Source organism: Acidobacteriota bacterium (assembly GCA_012729555.1).
Taxonomy (GTDB): Bacteria; Acidobacteriota; UBA6911; order UBA6911; family UBA6911; genus UBA6911.
The window spans coordinates 38,162-55,693 of record JAAYCX010000019.1; the positions used below are offsets into that span (position 1 = coordinate 38,162).

Sequence of the window (17,532 nt, forward strand, 5' to 3'; positions counted from 1 at the left end):
TGCATTTCAGGGCGTGGGGGTATGGAAAAAGCAGTGACCGAGGCTCCAACTACATCGATCCCGATATCCAACCGGGCCCGGCTGACGCCGCCGTCTCCGATCCGGAAACTGGCCCACCTGGCCAACCGGGCCAAGGCGGCGGGGACCCGGGTGTACCACCTGAACATCGGGCAGCCGGACATCGAATCCCCCGGGGAATTCCTGGAGGGGCTCAGGGCGTACGACCAGAAGGTCGTCTCCTACGAGCAGTCGCAGGGGAACGAGGCGCTGCGGGCCGCCTGGTCCGCCTACGCCAACCGGACCCTGGACCTCCGGACCGCCCCCGAGCAGTTCCTGATCACCGTGGGCGCGAGCGAAGCGCTGGTCTTTCTGTTCATGACCTGCTGCGACCCCGGGGACGAGATCCTCATCTTCGACCCCACCTACGCCAACTACCTCGGTTTCGCCTCGATCGCGGGCGTCACCCTGGTCCCCGTTCTGAGCGACATGGAGCACGATTTCGCGCTCCCCGACCGGGACCGGATCGAACGCTCGATCACGCCGCGGACGCGCGCGATCCTCCTCTGCAACCCGAACAACCCCACCGGGACCGTCTACGACCGGCAGAATCTCGAATTCCTGTTCGGCCTGTGCGAGGAGCACAATCTCTTTTTCGTGGTCGACGAAACGTACCGCGAGTTCGTCTACGACGATCTCCAGCCCCTGAGCATGCTCCACCTGGCGCCGCGAAGCGACCGCGTCATCGTCGTCGACAGCCTGTCGAAGCGCTTCAGCCTCTGCGGGGCGCGCGTGGGCTGCCTGATCACGGCCAACGAATCGATCCTGGCGGCGGTCCTGAAGATCCTCCAGGCGCGGCTGGCGGCTCCCACCATAGAGCAGTTCGCCGCGGCCTACATGTTGGAGCGGATCGGGGACGACTACCTGGAAAACATGCGGCTCGAGTTCCTTTCCCGCCGCGACACCCTTTACCGGGAGGTGAAGCGGATACCGGGCGTGGCGATCCACAAGCCCCGGGGGGCCTTTTACACCCTGGTCCAGCTTCCGGTGCGCGACGCCGACCATTTCGCCGCCTTTCTGCTGGACGGCTTTTCCCACCGCGGGGCCACCACCTTCATCGCGCCGGCGGCCGGGTTTTACATGCAGAACGACCGCGGGAGGGACAAGGCCCGCATCGCCTACGTTCTCCGGAGCGCCGAGATCGAGGAGGCGGTCGCCGCGCTGGCCGCCGGGCTCGCGCGGTATCAGCAGCAGTACCCTTAAACCGGAAACCCGGCGCTCCCCGCTTCCTTGCCGCACGATTTTGCAGCAGAATCCCGGGCGCGGTCTTTCCGGAACCCGATTGCGGCACGAAGTACGCAATCCCAGGAAGCGTTAGACCTTAACATTTATCGAATGGATAGGAGGGGCCGTCGTATGGCCGATGTTCAGACTCATGACCTCATCATTCTCGGGGCGGGATTAGCCGGCCTGCGCGCAGCCATCGAGGCGTCGCGCGTGACACAGGGCAATATCGATATCGCGCTCATTTCCAAAAACCAGCTGATGCGGGCGCATTCCGTGGCCGCGGAAGGGGGCACCGCCGCGGTCCTCCGTCCCGAGGACGGCGACAGCCTCCAGCTGCACGCCTGGGATACGGTCCTGGGAAGCGATTTCCTGGCCGACCAGGACGTCGTGGACCTGTTCGTGCGCTCCATACCGGGCGAGATCCTCCAGCTGGACCATTGGGGAATCCCCTGGACCCGCCGTTCGGACGGCCGCATCGCCCAGCGCCCCTTCGGGGGGCACAGCTACCCCCGCGCCGTGCTCGCGCAGGACAAGACCGGCTTCTTCGAAATGCAGACGCTGTACGACACGGTCAACCGGTTTCCGCGCGTGAAGCACTACAACGAACACTTCATCACCTCGATCCTGATCGAGGACAACGCTTTCGCGGGACTCACGGCCATCGACATGACCACGGGGAAGTTCAAGGTCATGCGCGGCAAGGCCCTCATCGTGGCCAGCGGCGGCGGCGGCACCCTTTTCGGTTTCACCACCTACTCGCAGACGGTCACGGGCGACGGCATGGCGCTGGCCTACCGCGCCGGCATACCCCTCGAAGACATGGAGTTCCTCCAGTTCCACCCCACCGGCCTGGTCCCCTCGGGCATCCTCATCACCGAGGCCTGCCGCGGGGAAGGGGGCTACCTGGTCAACAACAAGGGGGAGCGCTTCATGCACAAGTACGCGCCCGCCAAGGTGGAGCTGGGACCGCGCGACCTGATCTCCCGCTCCGAGATGATCGAGATCGAGGAGGGGCACGGGTTCGAGGGGCCGGACGGGCTCGACTACATCCACCTCGACCTGCGGCACCTGGGGGCGAAGCGGATCAACGAACAGCTCCCCCTCATCCGCGAGGTCTGCATCGAGTTCAACGACCTCGACCCGATCGAGGAACCGATCCCCTGCCGCCCGGTCGCCCACTATTCCATGGGGGGGATCGAGACCGACATCAAGGGAGCCACCCGGGTCAAGGGGATCTGGGCCGCGGGCGAAGCCGCCTGCGTCAGCCTGCACGGCGCCAACCGCCTGGGCTCCAACTCCACGGCCGAATGCCTGGTCTGGGGCAGGATCGCTGGCGCGGAAACCGGCCGCTACTGCGCGGAAGTGAGCGCGGCGGCCCCCGTTCCCGAAGCCAGGGTGCAGGCCGAATACAAGCGCATCTACGAGGAACTGATGTCGCAAAGCGGCAAGGAGAACCTGTACGAAATCCGCCGGGAGCTGCGCACCTGCATGGACGCCCACGCCGGGGTCTTCCGCACCGAGGCCCTGATGAGCAAGGGGCTGGAAAAGATCCGGTCGCTGCGCGGCCGGTACCGGAACATCAGCATCCAGGACAAGAACTCCGTCTACAACACCAACCTGTACCACGCGCTGGAGCTCGCCAACCTGCTCGATCTGGCCGAGGTGACGCTGCTGGGGGCCCTCACGCGCACGGAATCGCGCGGCGCCCACGCCCGCCGCGACTTCCCGCAGCGCGACGACGCCAACTGGCTCAAGCACACGCTGGCGTTTCATACCGACCAGGGCCCGAGGCTCGATTACAAGCCGGTGACGATCAACACCTGGAAGCCCGTCGAACGGAAATATTAATATTTCAAGGACAGAGGAGCACCTATGCAACACCGATACAAGAACAACCTTGGATTATGGGGCTGGCTCGGCGGAGGCCGTTACGGCGCCGACCGTTACGCCTACGCGCTTCACCGCCTGACCGGCCTGGGCATCCTGGCCTATTTCCTGATGCACATCTTCGTCACCGGCACCCGCGTCGACGGCCCCGAGGCCTGGGAAAGCGCCATGCGCTTCTTCGAGAACCCGCTCTTCAGGCTCGGCGAGTTCCTGGTCTTCCTGGCCTTTCTCTACCACGCGGTCAACGGCATCCGGCTGGTGCTGGTCGAACTCGGCCTGCTGGTCGGAAAGCCGGGGCTCCCGTCGTACCCTTACAGCCACTCGGTCATCCGGCAGAGGCCCGTCCTGGTCGTCGCCATGGTGATCACCGCGGTCCTGGTCCTGTTCGCCGGCGCGGATTTCTTATTCTTGACGAAATAGGAGGGAACCATGCGTGAATCCAGACTATGGTTCTGGCACATTCTGACTGCCGTGGTGATACTGTTCCTGCTCGGCCTGCACATGGGCATCATGCACATGGGCACCCTCATGGAGGCTCTCGGGCTCGGCTCCACGCACCCCACCGCCTCGGCCGAGGTCTTCGAGCGCAGCCGGCAGTTCTTCTTCATGATCACCTACATCGCCCTGCTGGGAACCGCGCTCTTTCACGGTCTGTACGGTTTCCGCAGCATTCTGTGTGAACTTTCCCTCTCGAAGACGCTCCAGAAAGCGATCGGGAGGCTCTGCACCGCCGCCGGTTTTGCCCTGTTCCTGTACGGAACCTATGTCGCCGTGCGGGTGTTTCAGATGAAGGGAGTCTAACCATGAGCACATCCACTGAATCGGGCAAAATCAAGACCATCATCTTCGAAGTGCTGCGCTACGACCCTGAAAAGGGGGGAACCCCCCATCTTCAGGAATTCACCGTCCCGCTCCACAAGGGGATGACGGTGCTGGACGGGCTGCACTGGATCAAGGAGCACGAGGACCCCACGCTCACCTGGCGCTCCTCGTGCCGCATGGGGATCTGCGGTTCCTGCGGCATGTTCATCAACGGGCTGCCGCGCCTGGCCTGCACCAACCAGATCACGCACCTGCACTCGGACCGGGTCGTCATCAAGCCGCTCCCCAATTTCGACATCATCCGCGACCTGGTCCCCGACCTGGAGAGCCTGTTCGACCGGCACCGGTCGGTCAAGCCCTACCTCATCCGCCGGGACCGGATCGAGCAGAACAGCCCGACCCGGGAGTACTTCCAGTCCTCGGAGGAGCTGGTGAACTACATCCAGTTCGCCTACTGCATCAAGTGCGGCCTCTGCCTGTCCGCCTGCCCCACGGTGGCGACCTCGGAAGACTACACCGGGCCCCAGGCCCTGACCCAGGGATGGCGCTACCTCGCCGACACCCGGGACGAGGGGACCGAGGAGCATTCCGAGGAGGTCTATTCCAAGCACGGCGTCTACCGCTGCCACTTCGCCGGCGCCTGTTCCCAGGTCTGCCCCAAGGGGGTCGACCCGGCGATGGCCATCCAGCTCGCCAAGCAGGCGGCCTTCCTGAAATCGATGGGGTTGTGCAAGGACAAGCCGGGCGCGCCGGTGACGGCGCCGGTCGAAAACTGGGTCTCCGAAAAGGAGATCCCCAAGCCCCCCGAGCCCACCGTGGCCCGGGAATCGTAGCGGCCGCGCGGGCCCCCCGGGGCCCGCGTTCCCTTTTCGCACGCGGCCGACCCGCCGGTCGGCCGTTTTTCTTTGGGAGGCGACGGGTGACCAGACAGGTGGAGATCTTTACCGACGGGGCCTGCCGCCGCAATCCCGGCCCGGGGGGCTACGGCGTGGTGCTCCTCTACGAGTCCCGCCGCCGGGAGCTTTCGGGCGGCTTCCGGCTGACGACCAACAACCGGATGGAAATCCTGGCCGCCATCGCGGGCCTGGAGGCCCTGAAGGAACCGTGCCGCGTCCGCCTCTACAGCGACAGCCAGTACCTCGTCAACGCGATCGAGAAGGGGTGGGCCGCCCGCTGGCGCGCCGCCGGCTGGAAGCGCAACAGCCGGGAGAAGGCGGTCAACCCCGACCTCTGGGAGCGCCTGCTGGAGCTCTGCCGCGTCCACCGGGTCGAGTTCCTCTGGGTGCGCGGGCACGCGGGCCATCCCGAGAACGAGCGCTGCGACCGGCTGGCGACCGCCGCGGCCGACGCGCCCGACCTCGGCGTGGACGAGGGGTACGAGCGCTCCCCGTCCTAGGGAGGTCCCGGACCATGGAGACGACCTATCGCTGGATCCTCGATTCCGGGGGGGCCGGGCGCGGCGCCTGGCAGGGGGGGGTCCTCTACGAGTTCATGCGCTGGTGCCGCCTCCACGGCCGCTACCCCCGCGCCGCCATGGGAGCCTCCGTCGGCGGCTACGCCGCGGCCGACGTGGCCACCGGGACCGAGGAGACGGTGATGAAGGGGTGGCGTCACTGGGGCACCCCGGCGCGGCGCGGGCCGAAGTACGGCCGCTTCCGCGCCCTCCTGGCCGCGTCGACGCGGTACGTGATGGCCGAGCGGGAGCTCGAGGGAGTCTTCGACGCCGACCCCCCGCTCCGGCTCCTGATCTTCACCACCAGGGTCCGCCGCCTCGACGGCCGCCCCTTCGGGCGCGCCGACCGGCTCCGCTTCTTCCTGAAGGCCGCCATGCGCAAGCTTCCCGCGGGGTGGAAGTACCTCCCCTCCGGGTACGCGGAAGACCCCGTCATCTTCGCCCACCCCCTCCCCCCGGAGCTCCGGTCGGAAGGGGTCCGCCCTCTCGCGCGGGGGAACTACCACCGCGTCATCGAGGCCTCCTGCCTGATCCCGGTGGCCATGGGCCTCCCGCTCGCGCCCGGGGACCTCGGCCAGGGGGACTGCCCGGGGGACCGCGGCGCCGTCTTCATCGACGGCGGGTACACGCTCAAGATGCCGCTCGCCCGCTTCGAATCGGACCCGGCCCTGGCCCCCCTCGCCCGCTGGGCGGCGGCCGACCGGACCCTCGTCTTCTGCTGCGACCCGGGGGGGGCGCTGTGGGAGACCAGCTCCCGGCTGCGCCGGCTGGACGGGGAGCCCGCCGTGCGCCGCGCGGTGCGGGAAAACCGCCTGCTCGTCATCCGCCCGGACCACAGGGTCGAGGCGGGCTTCCTCTGCATGGACAACGAGACGGCGTTCCGCACCTTCGAGCGGGGGCGCGAGCAGGCCCGGCGCCTGCTCCGGTCCGCGGAGGTCCTCCGCTTCCTGGAGGGGTGAGCTCCCCTACCTGGGCCGGTTGAACCGCGCCATCAGGTCCCCGACCGAGGCGTTCCGGCGCCCGCCGGCCGCGGCCCGCTTCTCCCCGGCCCCCTTCCCCTCCCGCCGCCCTCCCGCCCGTCCGGGCGACTTCATCGAGAGCGCGATCCGCTTGAGCGCCTCGTTCACCTCGAGCACCCGCACCTTGACGATCTGCCCCACCTTCACCACCTTCTTCGGGTCGTCCACGAACCGGTCGGCGAGCTGCGACACGTGCACCAGCCCGTCCTGGTGCACCCCGATGTCGACGAAGGCCCCGAAATTGGCCACGTTGGTGACCACCCCCTCGAGCTCCATCCCCGGGACGAGGTCCTTGAGCTCCCGGACCCCCTCGTCGAAACGCGCGTAGCGGAATTCCGCCCGCGGGTCGCGTCCCGGTTTTTCCAGCTCCGCGACGATGTCCCGCAGCGTCGGCTCCCCGATCTCCGCGGTGACGTACTTCCCGAGGTCGAGGCGGGCGAGCCCGGCGGGGTCTTCCGTGACCTTTTCCAGGGGGACGCCGAGGTCCGCGGCGATCCGCTCTACGATGACGTAGCTCTCCGGGTGCACCGCGGTGCCGTCGAGCGGGTTGGCGCCGTCGCGGATCCGGAGGAACCCGGCCGCCTGCTCGAAGGTCTTGGGGCCGAACTGCGGCACCTCGAGCAGCTCCTGCCGGCTGCGGTAGGGCCCGCGGGCGTTCCGGCAGGCGACGATGTTGCGCGCCACGGCCCCCGATATCCCGGCGACGTAGCCGAGGAGTTCCCGGGAGGCCAGGTTCAGGTCGACGCCGACGTAGTTGACGCAGCTCTCCACCGTGTCGTTGAGCTTTTCCCGGAGCAGGCGCTGGTCCACGTCGTGTTGGTACTGCCCGACGCCGATCGATTTGGGGTCGATCTTCACCAGCTCCGCCAGCGGGTCCTGGAGCCGGCGCGCGATGCTGACGGCCCCCCGGACGGTCAGGTCGAGATCGGGAAACTCCTCGATCGCCGCCTCGCTCGCGGAGTAGACGCTCGCGCCCGCCTCGCTCACCATGACCTTGAGCGGCTTTTTTTCGAGCCCCCCGAGGACCTCCCCGACGAAGCCCTCCGTCTCGCGCCCGGCGGTCCCGTTGCCGATGGCGACGAGCTCGATGGCGTGGGTGCGGATCAGCCCGGCGAGGACGCGGGCCGCCTCCGCCCGTTCCCGGTCCGATTTGTGGGGCTGGATCGTGACATGTTCGAGGAGCTTGCCGGTGCCGTCCACGGCCGCGACCTTGCACCCGGTCCGGAACCCGGGGTCGATCCCGAGGGTCGGCTTCATCCCCGCCGGGCTCGCCAGGAGGAGTTCGCGCAGGTTGGTCTCGAAGGTCCGGATCGACTCCCGGTCCGCGGCCACCTTCTTCTCGTAGCGCACCTCCCCGACGAGGGTGGCGCGCATCAGCCGCTCGAAGGCGTCCGCCAGCATCGCGCGCAGGAACTCCCGCACCCCCGGCGCCGCCGTCCGGATCTCCCTCTCCTCGAGGTACGCGGCGACGGCCGCCGCGTCGAACTCGATGGTGAAGGAGAGCACCCCCTCGGCCTCCCCGCGCCGCAGCGCGAGCATGTTGTGCGGGGCGATCTCCCCGACGCGCGCCCGGTAGTCGCGGTACATCTCGAACTTGGTGGTGCCCGCGGGGCGGTCCTCGCCGATCTTCGAGACGAACTCCCCTTTCGAGACGAGGAAGTCGCGCAGGTGCCGGCGCAGCTCGGCCTTCTCGGAGACCTCCTCGGCCAGGATGTCGGACGCCCCCCGGAGCGCGTCCGCCGCGGAGGCGACCCCCGTCTCCCCGTTCACGTAGCCGGCCGCCTCCGTTTCGAGGTCGGCGTCCGGGGCGCCCGCAGCGTTGAGCTCCCGGATCCGGGCGGCCAGCGGCTCGAGCCCCTTCTCCCTGGCGATGGTGGCCCGCGTCCGCCTTTTGGGCTTGTAGGGGAGGTAGAGGTCCTCGAGCTCCGTTTTCTGCATGCAGGCTTCGATTTTGGCCTTCAGCCCTTCGGTGAGCTTCCCCTGCTCCTCGATCGACTTGAGGATCGTTCCCCTGCGCTCCCCGAGCTCGGTGAGGTAGGTGTGCCGCTCCAGGAGCGCGCGCAGCTGCACCTCGTTCATTTCCCCGGTGCGTTCCTTGCGGTACCGGGCGATGAAGGGGACGGTCCCCCCCTCGGCGAAGAGCGCGAGCGCGCTTTGCACCTGGCCGATTCCCAGCGAGAGTTCCCCTGCTACGATCTGTTCGATATTCATGATTTCCGTGGATTCACCGTTTTGAATGGATGGACATGGCAGACCCCTGAAGATTACCCTCCGGGGGCCTCCGCGCCAAGGCACACGGGCAAGAAATCATTCCCCCCGGGCCCCTTTCTGTGGTTCAATGCCGCCGTCATGATCCGATCGCCCAACCTCGAGCGCCTGCTGCGGGACGTGTCCCGCTCCTTTTACCTGACGCTCGCCATCCTCCCGCGCGCCATCAAACCCCAGCTGCGGCTGGCCTACCTGCTGGCGCGGGCGACCGATACGGTCGCCGACACCGAGGGGGTCCCCGCCGGCCGCCGCCGCGAGATCCTCGCCGCCATGGGCGCCGCCATCCGTGACTGCGGCGCGGGACGCCGGGCGGCGGCCCCCGATCTCGCGGAGCTCCTCGCCCGCCCGGGCCCGACGGAGGGGGAGCGGCGGCTGCTGCGCCATTTCGGGGAGGTGCTCGGGAGGCTGCGGGATTTCGACGCCGAGGACCGGGCCGAGATCGCCGGGGTGCTCGAAACAATCACGGCCGGCCAGGACGCGGACCTGCTGCGCTTCGGCGGTTGCGGACCGGACCGGATCGGGGCGCTCGATTCGGACGAGGAGCTGCAGCTGTACACCTACCGGGTCGCCGGCTGCGTGGGGGAGTTCTGGACCAGCCTCTGCCTCCGCCGTCTCTTCCCCGGCGCGGTCGCGGACCGCGAGCGGTTGCTCGAGGACGCCGTCCGCTTCGGCAGGGGGCTGCAGCTGGTCAACATCCTGCGCGACCTGCCGAAGGACCTGGCCGCGGGGCGCTGCTACATCCCCTCCCGGCGCATGGCGAAATACGGGCTGCGGCCCGCGGATATCCTCGACGCGCGCTACTGGCGCCTCTTCCGCCCCCTTTACGCCCGCTACCTCGGGGAGGCGGAGGAGCACCTCGCCGCCGGCTGGCGCTACACCACCGCGCTCCCCTTCCGGAGCGTCCGGGTCCGGCTGGCCTCGGCCTGGCCGCTCCTGATCGGAGTCCGGACCCTCGGCCTCCTCCGCTCGGCCGAGGTGACGGGCGGAGCCGCCCGGGTGAAGGTCGGCCGCGGCGCCGTCCGGGGCCTCCTCCTCCGCTCCCTCCTCCTCTACCCTTTCCGCGCGAAATGGGACCGCCTTTTCGACGAGGCCCGCGCCCTCACTTCCGCCCCTCCGCCAGGAGGGTCTGAAAATGGGGCGCCTCCTCCTCCCGCGCGACCACGCTGATGTCGATGTCGCGGAACCCGGCCCCCTCCAGCCACTGCTCGAGGTCGCTCTCGGCGAAACCGAGCCAGGCGTCGCCGTAGGACTCGCGCGCCTGTTCGAAGCCGTGGCGCAGCAGGTCGAGGATGAGGATCCGCCCGGGCCGGCGCAGCAGCCGGTAGGCGGCGGCCACCGCCGCGGCGGGGTCCGCCGCGTGATGGAGCGCCTGGCTCAGGATCACGAGATCCACGCTCCCCGGCGCGATCGGCGGGTCCTGGAGGTCGCCGAGCCGGAACTCCAGGTTCAGGATCCCGTTCTTCCTTGCCTTGGCGGCGCCGAACTTCACGATCTTCTCGGAGTTGTCGACGGCGATCACCCTCCGGCACCGCCGCGCGAGCAGTTCGGCCAGCAGCCCCTCCCCCGAACCGAGATCGGCCACCTCGAGCGGGGGGAGGATGCGCAGCAGCAGGTGCCCGAACCCCTGCCAGGAGCGCCCCGGGCCGTAGACCCGGTCGAAGCGCCCCGCCACCTGGTTGAAGTAGACCTCCGCCCGCTCCCGCCGCCGCCTCAGGACCCGCCTGAGGTTGACCCGGTCGGCCGCGCGCTCCTCGAGCTCCGCGGCCCCGGCCACGGCCGCGCGCACGATGTCGGCCGTGGGGGGCTCCAGTTCCCCGGCCACCCGGTAGAACGCCCGCTTCCCCTCGCGGCGGCAGCGGACCAGGCCCGATTCCTGCAGCAGCCCGAGATGGGTCGAAATCCTCGACTGGCCCAGCCGGGTGATTTCCTGCAGTTCCTGCACCGACAGTTCCTCCCCCTCGAGGAGGGCCACCATCCTCAGGCGCGTGGGATCCGCGAGCGCGCGCAACGATTTCAGGACCGGCACCATGTTCCGTTCTCCTCCCGGGCAAATAGCTGTTGACAGCGGTTGCCCGATCTTTATATCATCTTATCCTGATTTGTCGATATATAATTTTTGGAAAGGACCTCTCAGCTATGTCAAGTACGACGAAGGCCCCGGCACCGGGGAAAACGGGCGACTTCGCGGTCGCGGACCTCACCCTGGCCGACTGGGGCCGCAGGGAGATCGGGGTGGCCGAGCGGGAGATGCCGGGACTCGTGGCCGTGCGGGCGAAATACGGCCCGGGCCGGCCGCTCGCCGGCGCCCGGATCACCGGCTCGCTGCACATGACCATCGAAACCGCCGTCCTGATCGAAACCCTGGCCGCGCTCGGCGCGAGCGTGCGCTGGGCCAGCTGCAACATCTTCAGCACCCAGGACCAGGCGGCGGCCGCCATCGCCGCCACGGGAGTCCCGGTGTTCGCCTTCAAGGGGGAGAGCCTGGAGGAATACTGGGACTTCACCCTGCGCGCGCTCACCCACCCCGGGGGGGAGGGCCCCCACCTGGTGGTCGACGACGGCGGCGACGCCACGCTCCTGCTGCACAAGGGGTACGAGATGGAGCAGGGGAGCGGCTGGGTGGACAGCAGGAGCGAGAGCCGTGAGGAGGAGGCGATCAAGGCCCTGCTCAAGCGCTGCGCCGCCGAGCGCCCGGGCTGGTTCACCCGCGCGGCCGCCGGCTGGAAGGGAGTGAGCGAGGAGACCACCACCGGGGTCCACCGCCTCTACCAGATGCTGGAGGCGGGCCGGCTGCTCGTCCCCGCCGTCAACGTGAACGACAGCGTCACCAAGTCGAAATTCGACAACCTCTACGGCTGCCGTGAATCGCTGGCCGACGGCCTCAAGCGCGCCCTCGGGGTGATGATCGCCGGCAAGACCGCCGTCGTCTGCGGCTACGGCGACGTGGGGAAGGGGAGCGCGCATTCCCTGCGCGGCTTCGGCGCCCGCGTCATCGTCACCGAAATCGATCCCATCAACGCGCTGCAGGCGGCCATGGAGGGGTTCGAGGTCACCCGCATCGAGGAAACCTTCGCCGAGGGGGACATCTACGTCACCTGCACCGGGAACTGCGACGTCATCACCGTCGACCACATGCTCGCGATGAAGGACCAGGCGATCGTGTGCAACATCGGCCACTTCGACAACGAGATCCAGGTGGAGCGCCTCAACCGGGCGCCCGGCGTCGCCAAGGTCCCCATCAAGCCGCAGGTGGACCGCTACGACCTCCCCTCCGGCAGCAGCATCTACCTCCTGGCCGAGGGCCGGCTGGTCAACCTCGGGTGCGCCGAGGGGCATCCCAGCTTCGTCATGTCCAATTCCTTCACCAACCAGGTCCTGGCCCAGCTCGACCTCTGGGAGCACCGGGAGGAGTACAGGCCCGGCGTCTACCGGCTTCCGAAAAAGCTCGACGAGGAGGTCGCCCGCCTGCACCTGGAAAAGATCGGGGTGAAGCTCACCCGTCTCTCCCCGAAGCAGGCGGCCTACATCGGGGTTCCGGTCGAGGGACCCTACAAGCCGGAGCACTACCGGTACTAGGGGCGGGTCGGACATGGCGGCCGCGCGAGTGCTTCTCCTGCTGATTTTCGGGCTGGCCTCCGTGGCCTGCCCGCACAGGGCCCGGCCCGTCGGGGCCGGCGCCCTGGCCGTCCGGGCCGAACCGATCTCCTGTTTCGACGAGGGCGACCCCTCCCGCTCCCGCTTCGGCGCCCTTTCCTTCATCGGCGGCCTGGAGCTCTCCTCCGACGACGGCGCCTTCGGGGGCCTGTCCGCCCTGCGCCTCGAGCCGGGCGGGGAGCGCTTCGTCGCCCTCTCCGACCGCGCCTACTGGCTGCGGGGGCGCATCGTCGCCCGCGACGGCGTCCCCCTCGGGATCGCCGGGGCCGAAATGGGCCCCGTCCTCGCCCCCGACGGCCGCCCCGCCGAGCGCTGGGACACGGAATCGCTCGCCCTCGACGGCGGCGACGCCTGGGTGGGGATCGAACGCCTCGACGCCGTCGCCCGTTTCGCTTTCGGCCGCTCCGGCCTCCTCGCCCCCGCCCGCCTGATCGATCTCCCTCCCGGGGCCGCGGCGCTCCCCCCCAACCAGGGGCTGGAGGCGCTGGTGTTCGTGCCCCGGGAGCTCCCCCTGGGCGGCTCCCTGATCGGGATCTCCGAACGCGCCCTCGACGGGGAGGGGAATATCGCCGCCTTCATCATCGGGGGGCCGCGGCCGGGAATGTTCCATGTCCGGCGCTCGGACGGCTTCGACGTGAGCGACGCCGCGCTCCTCCCCGGCGGCGACCTCCTCCTGCTCGAGCGGCGCTTCACCCTGACCGGAGGGTTCGCGGCCCGCATCCGCCGCCTCCCCGAAGCGCTGCTCCGGCCCGGGCCGCCGGCGGACGGGCCCGTCCTCTTCCTCGCCGACCGCCGCCACCGGATCGACAACCTGGAAGCGCTCGACGTGCACCGCTGCGCCTCGGGCAGGCTCCTGCTCACCCTGCTGTCGGACGACAACTACGCCCCCATCCAGAAAACCCTTCTTCTCCGCTTTGAGCTGGCGGAGACGCCCTGAGGCCTCCCGGGACGCAAAAAAAAAGGGACGGCGCGCCCCGCCCTGACGGGCGGAGGACCGTCCCCCCGGCGCGTGCGGCCCGGCGGCCGCCGCGAGCCGGTTACTTCTTCCGGATCCTCACGTCCACCACCTTCACCCCCTCCCCCTCGGGGTAGACCATGACGGGGTTCAGGTCCATCTCCTCGATTTCGGGGAGGTCGACCGCCAGCTGCGACACCGCCAGCAGCAACCGCTGGACCGCGCCCAGGTCCGCGGCCGGCACCCCCCGGGAGCCGGTCAACAGCGGCAGGGAGCGGATTTCGCGCACCATCCGGGCCGCCCCGGCCTCCGACAGCGGGGCGAGGCGGAAGGACACGTCCCCGAGCGCCTCCACGTGGACCCCGCCCAGGCCGAACATCAACACCGGTCCGACCCCCTCTTCCCGCTTGAGGCCGACGATGATCTCCGTCCCCCGGGGGCACTGCTCCTGGACGACGAACCCGGCGCCGGGGAAGGCGCCCGACATCCGCTCCCAGGCTTTTTGGAGCCCCCCGTCATCCGCGATACCCAGCTCGACCCCGCCGGCGTCGCTCTTGTGCACGACGTCCGGGCTGTCCACCTTGAGGACCGCGGGGTACAGGGTCCCCTCCGGCGCCCGGCCCCCCGTCATCGGCGCGGTCCGCGCCGCCGGGATCCCGTAGGCGCCGAGCACCCCGTAGGCGTCCGCCTGGGGGATGTAGCCCCCCGGGGCCGCTCCCAGGATCGCCTCGGCCGCGGCCCGGTCCCCCGGCACCGTAGCCGGGGGCTCCTCGAGCCGCTTCTGGACCTCGCGGTAGCGCGCCATCGCCGCCACCACCCGGGCGCCGCTTTCGGGGAATTCGTACACCGGGATCCCCGCCCCCTTGATCTTCTCCACGGTGGAGGCCCAGTTTTCGTTCGTCATCACGACGCACACGATCGGCTTGGTCGCCCGGCCGGCGCACTCGGCGATCGCGTCGGCCACCGCCTCGCAGTCGACGAAGGGGGGAGTCACCATGGTGACGAGGATCGAGTCGACCCCCGGGTCGGCGTCCAGGGCGGTGAGCGTCAGGCGGAAATGCTCGGCGTTGGCCGTGGCGGCGACGTCGACCGGGTTTTCCACGTAGGCCTCGGGGATCAGCCCGGCGCGCAGCGTCGCCTTCGTTTCCTCCGTGAGGGTGGCCAGGGTGAGGCCGCAGCCGACGCACTCGTCGATGGCCATGATGCCGGGGCCGCCGGCGTTGGCGACGATGGCCACGTTCGGCCCCGCGGGCACCGGCTGGTTCGCCAGGGCGTACCCGGCCGAGATCATCTCCTCGGTCGTCTGGAAGCGCAGGACGCCGGCGTGCTCGAAGATCGTGTCGGTCAGCGAGTCCTGCTGCATGAGCGACCCGGTGTGGGAGCTCACCGCCTTGGCCGCCGCCTTGCTGCGCCCGGTCCGGATGGCCAGGAGCGATTTTCCCTTCGCGATGCGGCGGCAGCTCTCGATGAATTCCCGGGTGTCCTTCATGCTCTCGATGTGCATCATGATGGTGCGGGTCCCCGGGTCGGAGCCGAAATACTCGAGCAGCTCGTTGGTGCTCACGTCGGACGCGTTCCCCTGCGACGCGTACATCCGGAAGCCGGAACCCATCCGGCGCAGGTTCAGGTTGAGCAGCTCCGCCACCCCCCCGCTCTGGGCGAGGATGGAGGCGTTGCCCGGCCTCATCGGCGTGAAGGTGAAGTTGGCGTAGACCGAAACCTCGGGGTCCGAATTCATCACCCCCTGGCAGTTGGGGCCGTACACCCGCACCCCGTATCTCTTCGCCGCCTCGAGCAGGGCGTCCTCCAGGCGCGCCCCCTCCCCCCCCATCTCGCGGAAGCCGGCGGTGTGGATGATGACGAACTTCACCCCCTTCTTCCCGCAATCCTCCACCATCTGCGGGACCAGGGTGCTCTTGACGGCGATGGTGACGACATCGACCGGCCCCGGTACGTCCAGGATGCTCGGGTAGGCCTTCAGGCCCAGGATCTCGGCCTCCTTCGGGTGGATGGGGTAGATCGGCCCCTTGAAGTTGTGGGTGATCAGGTTCTTCACCACCCGGTTGCCGATGGAAAAGGTGTTGTTGGACGCTCCCAGCACGGCGACGGCGCGGGGGCGGAACAGGGTATCGAGCATGGCTGCACTCCTTGGTCAGATGATGATTGCCTGACGGCCGGGCAAAGGCTCCGGACCGTTTATTCCGTCTCGGCCGCCAGGAGGGCGGCCCCGAAGGCTCCCGCGAGCTGGGCGTCCGGCAGGATATGCACGGGGCGGCGGACCATCCGCCCGAGCATTTCCGCCAGCATCGGGCTGTGGGCCACGACCCCTCCCGTGAGCACCACCTCCCCCGCGAGCGGGTCCATTTCCACGATGCGCTTGACCACCGACTCGATCAGCCCGGCCACGATTTCCGGCACTTTTTCCCCCGCCCTCATGTGGGCGAGGATCTCGGTCTTGGTGAACACGGTGCAGTAGCTCCCCATGTGCACCGTGTGCGAGGCCTGGCGCGCCAGCTCGTCGATCCGCTCGAGCGGCACGTCCATGCGCTGGGCGACCTCTTCCAGGAAGGCGCCGGTGCCGGCGGCGCATTTCCGGTTCATCTTGAAACTCTCCCGCCGCCCCTGGGCGTTGACGTGGATGATCTTGTTGTCCTGCCCCCCCACGTCCACGACCGTGATGCGGCGGGGGAAGTGGAAGTGCGCCGCCCGGGCGTGGCACGCGATCTCGGTCCGGGTGGCGTGGGCGAAGTGGACGTTGTGGCGCCCGTACCCGGTCGCCACCACGCGCCGGAGCCCCTCGAGCCGGAGGCCGGCGGAGGCCAGGGCCGCGCCCATGGCCTCCGCGGCGCTCGCCTCGAAGCTGACGCCCGTTTTCCGGACGTCGGAGGCCACGATCTTCCGGCCCCCGCCGACGAGGGCCACCTTGGTGGCGGAAGCCCCGATGTCGACCCCCCCGTAGACGGCCTCCGCTGTCACTGTCCCCTCTTCTCCGCCAGCTGCTCGATATACGCCTCGATGTTGGTGCGGGCCTGTTCCTCCGAATAGCACCGGAGGTCGTTCAGGTCGCCGTGGATGACGAGGGTCGGCATGTCGAACCTCCTGGAGATCCGTTCGACCATCCCGTAACGGTCGTTGGAGTTGTTGGGGCACGTCTTGGCGTCGTGAAAGATCATGCCGTCAATGCCGTAATGGCGGATCTGCCGGGCGAAGTACTCCTCCTTGTAATCCTCGTCGCGCACGATGAAGAGCTCGATGTAGGCCCGGGCCATGCTTTCGAACGGCTCGTCCGCATCGAGCGCGGGGAACACCCAGCTGCTGCAGTAGGTGGAGGCGAGGACGCAGGCCTGGAGCTCGGCGAACTGGGTGGAGAGCTCGCGCAGCTTCCCCCAGATCGGCATCCCCTCCCAGTAGATGCGGTATTTCTCGCCGTCCACCGCCGCCACCCCCTCCTCGATCCGCTGCTTGAGCTCCGCGAGCAGGAGCTTGTAGTAGTCGACCGCCCGCTGCTCCCCGCGCATGACGACCGCGGGCCCCATCTGCACGGTGCCGTCGAAGAAGGTCAGGGGGGAGGGCTTGTGGGCGGCGATCTCGAGGACCTCCTTCCAGAGGTCGGTGCACTGGCGCGACAGGCCCACGACGCGCTTGAACTCCTCCATGTCCAGCTTCTTCCCGCTGACCTCCTCGAGCTTGGGGACCATGGCCTTCAGCTGGTCCGCGATCGAGTCGATGTGGGCGCGGGTGACCTCCCCCACCCCCCGGTGCGTCTGGATGCCGATGACGGGAACCTTGAATTCGCGCCCGTAGAAGTTGAACCAGTCCTGCACGTCGCGGCACTGGTTGGTGTTGAAGACCAGGACGTCGGGCCGCGGCGGCCCATCGATGCCGGGGTAGGCCTTGGAGATCGGGCTCTCCCCCTTGAGGTACGACCCGATGTCGGCCGTCAGGTAGGAACAGATGTCGGGCGAATAGCCGATCGCGTTGGCCAGCGGGATGAGGTCGGTGGCCATGCGGGTGGCGCCCAGCATGGCGCCGTGGTTTTCCGGGTAGAAGACCTGGAACCCCATCCCCTTCAGCAGCTCCGCGGGGCCCACGCTGGTGCACCAGGCGACCTTCTGCTTTTTGGTTCTGGCCGCCTCGTCCAGCTCCCGGAAATGGGCTTCCATGATCTCCTTCATCCTGCCCGAGGCGTG

At 68.8% G+C, this 17,532-nt stretch carries 15 protein-coding genes; 10 read left to right on the top strand and 5 right to left on the bottom strand.

The window, feature by feature from the left end; genetic code table 11:
* Positions 1–21 precede the first annotated feature (21 nt).
* The 7 genes from GXY47_05410 to GXY47_05440 all read left to right on the top strand — a co-directional run bounded on the left by GXY47_05410 (position 22) and on the right by GXY47_05440 (position 6,405).
* Positions 22–1,260: a pyridoxal phosphate-dependent aminotransferase gene (locus GXY47_05410; GenBank protein ID NLV30576.1), complete on the top strand. Its 1,239-nt coding sequence runs from the start codon at positions 22–24 to the stop codon at positions 1,258–1,260.
* 153 nt (positions 1,261–1,413) lie between these two features.
* Positions 1,414–3,132 carry a succinate dehydrogenase/fumarate reductase flavoprotein subunit gene (locus GXY47_05415; protein ID NLV30577.1) on the top strand — a complete coding sequence of 573 codons (1,719 nt, stop codon included), beginning with the start codon at positions 1,414–1,416 and terminating at the stop codon, positions 3,130–3,132.
* Positions 3,133–3,156: 24 nt separating this feature from the next.
* Positions 3,157–3,591, top strand: coding sequence for a succinate dehydrogenase, cytochrome b556 subunit (gene sdhC, locus GXY47_05420; GenBank protein ID NLV30578.1), 435 nt, complete (start codon positions 3,157–3,159; stop codon positions 3,589–3,591).
* Positions 3,592–3,600: 9 nt separating this feature from the next.
* Entirely contained in the window at positions 3,601–3,972 is a 372-nt protein-coding gene (locus tag GXY47_05425) for a hypothetical protein (protein NLV30579.1), read from the top strand.
* A gap of 2 nt (positions 3,973–3,974) precedes the next feature.
* Positions 3,975–4,826, top strand: coding sequence for a succinate dehydrogenase iron-sulfur subunit (locus GXY47_05430; GenBank protein ID NLV30580.1), 852 nt, complete (start codon positions 3,975–3,977; stop codon positions 4,824–4,826).
* Between the two features lie 98 nt (positions 4,827–4,924).
* Positions 4,925–5,389: a ribonuclease HI gene (gene rnhA / locus GXY47_05435; GenBank protein ID NLV30581.1), complete on the top strand. Its 465-nt coding sequence runs from the start codon at positions 4,925–4,927 to the stop codon at positions 5,387–5,389.
* Between the two features lie 14 nt (positions 5,390–5,403).
* Positions 5,404–6,405 (top strand): patatin-like phospholipase family protein, encoded by a 1,002-nt coding sequence (locus GXY47_05440; protein NLV30582.1) that lies wholly within the window; start codon positions 5,404–5,406, stop codon positions 6,403–6,405.
* 6 nt (positions 6,406–6,411) lie between these two features.
* On the opposite strand, the gene GXY47_05445 is transcribed toward GXY47_05440, so the two are convergent.
* A complete protein-coding gene (locus GXY47_05445) occupies positions 6,412–8,679 on the bottom strand; it encodes an RNA-binding transcriptional accessory protein (GenBank protein NLV30583.1) in 2,268 nt (755 codons plus the stop codon).
* 135 nt (positions 8,680–8,814) lie between these two features.
* Between GXY47_05445 and GXY47_05450 the strand changes: the two genes are divergently transcribed.
* The gene (locus GXY47_05450; protein ID NLV30584.1) at positions 8,815–9,900 is read left to right on the top strand and encodes a squalene/phytoene synthase family protein; all 1,086 of its coding nucleotides are present in this window, start codon (positions 8,815–8,817) and stop codon (positions 9,898–9,900) included.
* On the opposite strand, the gene GXY47_05455 is transcribed toward GXY47_05450, so the two are convergent.
* Positions 9,833–10,762 (bottom strand): metalloregulator ArsR/SmtB family transcription factor, encoded by a 930-nt coding sequence (locus GXY47_05455; protein ID NLV30585.1) that lies wholly within the window; start codon positions 10,760–10,762, stop codon positions 9,833–9,835. The two genes, GXY47_05450 and GXY47_05455, sit on opposite strands and share 68 nt — an antisense overlap.
* A gap of 107 nt (positions 10,763–10,869) precedes the next feature.
* On the opposite strand from GXY47_05455, the gene GXY47_05460 reads away from it, so the two are divergent.
* Positions 10,870–12,309: an adenosylhomocysteinase gene (locus tag GXY47_05460; protein NLV30586.1), complete on the top strand. Its 1,440-nt coding sequence runs from the start codon at positions 10,870–10,872 to the stop codon at positions 12,307–12,309.
* A 13-nt stretch (positions 12,310–12,322) separates the two neighbouring features.
* Positions 12,323–13,324: a twin-arginine translocation pathway signal gene (locus GXY47_05465; GenBank protein NLV30587.1), complete on the top strand. Its 1,002-nt coding sequence runs from the start codon at positions 12,323–12,325 to the stop codon at positions 13,322–13,324.
* Positions 13,325–13,424: 100 nt separating this feature from the next.
* On the opposite strand, the gene GXY47_05470 is transcribed toward GXY47_05465, so the two are convergent.
* Genes GXY47_05470 through GXY47_05480 form a run of 3 tightly spaced genes read right to left on the bottom strand, consistent with a single transcriptional unit; the run spans position 13,425 to position 17,517 of the window.
* Positions 13,425–15,479, bottom strand: coding sequence for an acetate--CoA ligase family protein (locus GXY47_05470; protein NLV30588.1), 2,055 nt, complete (start codon positions 15,477–15,479; stop codon positions 13,425–13,427).
* A gap of 59 nt (positions 15,480–15,538) precedes the next feature.
* Entirely contained in the window at positions 15,539–16,318 is a 780-nt protein-coding gene (locus GXY47_05475) for an ATPase (GenBank protein NLV30589.1), read from the bottom strand.
* Positions 16,315–17,517 carry a 2-hydroxyacyl-CoA dehydratase gene (locus tag GXY47_05480; GenBank protein NLV30590.1) on the bottom strand — a complete coding sequence of 401 codons (1,203 nt, stop codon included), beginning with the start codon at positions 17,515–17,517 and terminating at the stop codon, positions 16,315–16,317. The genes GXY47_05475 and GXY47_05480 overlap by 4 nt, the downstream gene beginning before the upstream one ends.
* Between the last annotated feature and the right edge of the window lie 15 nt (positions 17,518–17,532).